The organism is Flavobacterium sp. (assembly GCF_024305175.1).
GTDB lineage: Bacteria > Bacteroidota > Bacteroidia > Flavobacteriales > Flavobacteriaceae > Flavobacterium.
The window spans coordinates 1-4,500 of record NZ_JAMWYY010000106.1; the positions used below are offsets into that span (position 1 = coordinate 1).

4 protein-coding genes are annotated in these 4,500 nt (G+C 42.9%); 3 read left to right on the forward strand and 1 reads right to left on the reverse strand.

The window, feature by feature from the left end; all coding sequences use genetic code 11:
* Positions 1–56: 56 nt before the first annotated feature.
* Complete coding sequence (locus Q0K96_RS14960; protein WP_297334785.1) at positions 57–785, forward strand: metallophosphoesterase family protein; 729 nt, start codon at positions 57–59, stop codon at positions 783–785.
* Here the strand turns inward: Q0K96_RS14960 and Q0K96_RS14965 are convergent, their stop codons facing one another.
* A complete protein-coding gene (locus tag Q0K96_RS14965; RefSeq protein WP_297334786.1) occupies positions 786–1,580 on the reverse strand; it encodes a DUF3298 and DUF4163 domain-containing protein in 795 nt (264 codons plus the stop codon).
* Between the two features lie 101 nt (positions 1,581–1,681).
* On the opposite strand from Q0K96_RS14965, the gene Q0K96_RS14970 reads away from it, so the two are divergent.
* Positions 1,682–2,827, forward strand: a complete 1,146-nt coding sequence (locus Q0K96_RS14970) for a cystathionine gamma-synthase (RefSeq protein WP_297334787.1) — start codon at positions 1,682–1,684, stop codon at positions 2,825–2,827.
* Positions 2,828–2,979: 152 nt separating this feature from the next.
* Positions 2,980–4,323 carry an NADP-specific glutamate dehydrogenase gene (gene gdhA / locus Q0K96_RS14975; protein WP_297334788.1) on the forward strand — a complete coding sequence of 448 codons (1,344 nt, stop codon included), beginning with the start codon at positions 2,980–2,982 and terminating at the stop codon, positions 4,321–4,323.
* Positions 4,324–4,500 lie beyond the last annotated feature (177 nt).

The window sequence follows — 4,500 nt, forward strand, 5'->3', positions numbered from 1 at the left end:
ACGCAAAAAAATTATAGATTTAGAGCTTTAGCTGATAAATATTATATAAAAGAGCTATGGGAAGAACACTTGTAATTGGCGACATACATGGCGCTTACAGGGCTTTACAGCAGGTTTTGGAACGTGCCGGGGTTACAAAACATGACGAACTGATTTTTTTAGGCGATTATGTTGACGGATGGGGAGAATCGCCGCAGGTTATAGATTACCTTATTAAATTAAAATCGCAATACCGATGCATTTTTATGCGTGGTAACCATGATGACCTGCTTTTAGAGTGGCTTAAAACGGGTGAATATACCGAGCAGTGGTTTACCCACGGCGGGCAGCTTACTACCGAAAAGTATAAGGATTTAACAAAGGAGCGTCTCGAACTGCATATATTATTTTTAGAAAGCCTGGAAGATTATTATCTCGACGCGCACAACCGCCTTTTTGTGCATGCCGGCTTTACCAACCTGAATGGTGTTAAGCATGAGTATTTTACGCGCATGTTTTACTGGGAGCGCACACTTTGGGAAACAGCCCTTGCCCTTGATGACAGGCTGGACCATAACCACCCGCAGTACCCTAAGCGTTTTACGCTGTACCACGAAATCTTTATTGGGCACACACCGGTAACGCGTATAGGTGAAACCACGCCCCAGCTAAAAGCTAATGTATGGAATGTAGATACCGGCGCTGCCTTTAAAGGGCCTCTAACCGTAATGGATGCTGATACCAAAGAATTCTGGCAAAGCGAGCCGGTTTATAAACTGTACCCGGAAGAAAACGGAAGGAACTGATTACATCCTCTTCATGTACTGCTTAATATCTTTATAAGGCAGAAGCAGCTCTTTAGGGCCTTCGGCATAAGACGATATCTCATAAGTATTGTAATACAGCAGTAGCCCGTCTTTTTTAAAGAAAATGGCATCGGGCAGGGCAAAGGTTTCATCTTCAAATAAAAAACCTGTTCCATTAATGGGCTGCATCTCATTTATTTTAAATTTTTTCCTGAACTGCTTTTCGGCATAATCAGTAAAGCCCTTAACATCATTAAAAAGATCGCGGTGAGTAAGGCTGTGGCCTGTGGTGGGGTCAAATAAAAGCGAACGGTTACCCTCATAGCCATGCGCGCCACCGGTAAACATATAATTATTCAGTTTTATGTTTATTATACTGTCGGTTTTGTAGCTAACCTCGCCTTTAATCCTGCCTTCCCAGCCCAGTGTCTCCTTAGGAAAATCACTCTTAAGTTCTTTATACGATTTCATAAAAGAATTCATGATCTCGTCATAAGAGGTAGCCTGATACGGTTTCTCCCCAAAATATACTATAGAGCGAACCACCTCGAACACGCGCTTGTTAATGCTGTCGGCAGCAGGTTGCCTGCCTTCGGCTTCCGGTACTTCTATAGTTACCATCGGGCAGTTTTCCTTACAGTCGGTATCGCTGGTTTTCTTGTAGTAACGGGTTTCAAACGTAAGCGGCTTTACCGCTTCATTTTCAATGGCTTCATTATCATCCTGGTTTTTCTTCTCATCCTGGCAGCCATACAGTAAAAAAGCAGCCAGAAACAGGGCTAAGTATTGTTTCATAATAATGTTATTGTTTTGTAAAAGGGGCTGAATCCTTATGCAAGGATAAACAAATTCCAGTAAATTTGCTCAAAATTTATATAAACCCGAACTTAAATTATATGAAATTTAACACGAAAGCCATACACGGGGGGCAGCAGCATGAGCCGGCAACAGGGGCTGTAATGCCTCCCGTATTCCAGACATCTACATTTGCACAAACCAGCCCGGGCGTTCACAGCGGTTATGAGTACAGCCGTGCGGCAAACCCCACGCGCACCGCTCTGGAAAATGCACTTGCCAGTATAGAGAATGGCGCACGCGGGCTTGCCTTTTCATCGGGCCTTGCCGCTACCGATTGTGTTATGAAGCTGCTTAAGCCTAATGATGAGGTTATTGCAATGGACGACCTGTATGGCGGTACTTACCGTATGTTTAGCCGCATATACAGCCACTTTGGTATTAAGTTCCATTTTGTGGATATGAACGACCTTGACAAGTTTAAAAGCCTTTTTAACGAAAATACAAAGCTGGTTTGGGTAGAAACGCCAACCAACCCGCTGATGAAGCTTGCCGACATAGAAGCTATTGCCGCTATATGCAAAGAAAAGCAGGTGCTGTTTGCGGTAGATAACACTTTTGCAACCCCATACCTGCAGCAGCCCCTTAACCTGGGTGCCGATATTGTTATGCACAGCGCCACCAAATACCTGGGCGGGCATAGTGATGTTATAGCGGGAGCACTGGTTGCCAAAACCGAAGAGCTTGGCGAAAAGCTACATTTTGCACAGTTTGCCACCGGTGCCACGCTTGGGCCTCAGGACAGCTACCTGGTGCTTAGGGGCATCAAAACCCTGCACCTGCGCATGCAGCGCCATTGTGAGAACGGGCAAAGGGTTGCCGAATATTTGGAACAGCATCCGGCAGTAGGTAAAGTGTTTTACCCGGGGCTGGAAAGCCACCCCTACAACAACATAGCCAAAAAGCAAATGAAAGGCGGTTTTGGCGGTATGGTAACCTTTACTTTTAAATCGGGTAAAAAAGAAGACAGTATTGCCTTTTTAGAGAAGGTAAAGGTGTTTACACTTGCAGAATCTTTGGGCGGGGTAGAATCTTTAGCTAACCATCCGGCACTGATGACGCACGCCTCTATACCTGAAGAGAACAGGAAGGCGCTTGGTATTACAGATGATATGGTAAGGCTTAGCGTTGGGGTAGAGGATATAGACGATCTTATTGCCGACCTGGAGCAGGCTTTTAACGAATAAAATATAGCTTTAACATGTTGCTGTGCAAAACATTAACAGTATAACGGTTTAAAAATAAACAATCGGCAAAATTATATAGCTGTATATTAGAAAAATGTATATTTGCCGGTAATTAACGAAAACGTTTTCTTAAACACTAAAATCTTTACAATATGAGTGAAAGTGTACAGTCTTTTATGGACGTAGTTTCTAAAAAGAACCCTAACGAACCGGAATTCCTTCAGGCAGTGCATGAGGTTGCCGAAACGGTAATCCCGTTTATAGAAAAGAACCCTAAATACCAGGGCAAAATGCTGTTAGAGCGCATGGCAGAGCCTGAAAGGGTTATCATGTTCCGTGTAACGTGGCTTGATGATGCAGGCAACGTTCAGGTAAACAGGGGTTACAGGATACAAATGAATTCGGCAATAGGGCCATACAAAGGCGGGCTTCGTTTTCACCCATCTGTAAACCTTAGTATATTAAAATTCCTTGCGTTTGAGCAAACGTTTAAAAACAGTCTTACAACCCTGCCTATGGGTGGTGGTAAGGGTGGTTCTGACTTTGATCCTAAAGGGAAATCGGATAACGAGATAATGAAATTCTGCCAGGCTTTCATGACAGAGCTTTGCAAGCACATTGGCGCTGACACTGATGTGCCTGCGGGTGATATTGGTGTGGGCGGGCGCGAGGTTGGCTATATGTACGGGCAGTACAAAAGGATACGTAATGAGTTTACCGGAGTACTTACAGGTAAGGGCATCAGCTTTGGCGGTTCATTAATACGTCCTGAAGCTACAGGCTATGGCTGTGTATATTTTGCACAGAGCATGCTTGCAACCCGCGATACCAGTTTTATCGGTAAAACAGTTGTAATATCAGGTTCTGGCAACGTGGCACAATATGCTGCCGAAAAAGCCATGCAGCTTGGCGGTAAAGTGGTTACCATGAGCGACAGCAGCGGATATATTTATGATGAAGAAGGTCTTAACGAAGAAAAGCTTTCTTATATAATGGATATTAAAAACGTTCGTTACGGCAGGATAAAAGAATATACAGATAAGTATACTAATGCCAAATATGTTGATGGCGGACAGCCATGGGAAGTAACCTGTGATATTGCCCTGCCATGTGCCACTCAAAATGAAGTTAATGGTAATGAAGCAGAAATGCTTATTAAAAATGGCTGTATATGTGTGGCAGAAGGTGCCAATATGCCATGTACACCAGAGGCTGTAATAGCATTCCAGAAAGCAAAACTGCTATTTGCACCCGGCAAGGCAAGTAACGCCGGTGGTGTTGCAACTTCAGGCCTCGAAATGTCACAAAACTCACTCCGCCTAAGCTGGACAAGGGAAGAGGTAGATGAAAAACTAAAGTCTATCATGGCTAACATACATCAAGCATGTTTAACTTTCGGTACACAGGAAGATGGTTATATAGACTATGTAAAAGGCGCTAATATTGCAGGTTTTGTAAAGGTAGCAGATGCTATGCTTGCGCAAGGGGCAGTGTAACGCACATACTTACATAAATATTAAAAAAAGCAGCTTATATAAGCTGCTTTTTTTGTTGCTAAATATGTTTAAAACTTTTAAGATATATCACCTATTATGTTATATAGTTTTTGTCAGAAGTATTTTTATCTTAAAAAATACATTATATAATGTTAATTATAATAAAATGTTATTTAT

What these genes read in the sequence shown, in the direction of transcription:
- Q0K96_RS14960 (WP_297334785.1), top strand. Translation starts at nt 57, where the DNA reads ATGGGAAGAACACTTGTAATTGGCGACATACATGGCGCTTACAGGGCT.
- Q0K96_RS14965 (WP_297334786.1), bottom strand. Translation starts at nt 1,580, where the DNA reads ATGAAACAATACTTAGCCCTGTTTCTGGCTGCTTTTTTACTGTATGGC.
- Q0K96_RS14970 (WP_297334787.1), top strand. Translation starts at nt 1,682, where the DNA reads ATGAAATTTAACACGAAAGCCATACACGGGGGGCAGCAGCATGAGCCG.
- gdhA (WP_297334788.1), top strand. Translation starts at nt 2,980, where the DNA reads ATGAGTGAAAGTGTACAGTCTTTTATGGACGTAGTTTCTAAAAAGAAC.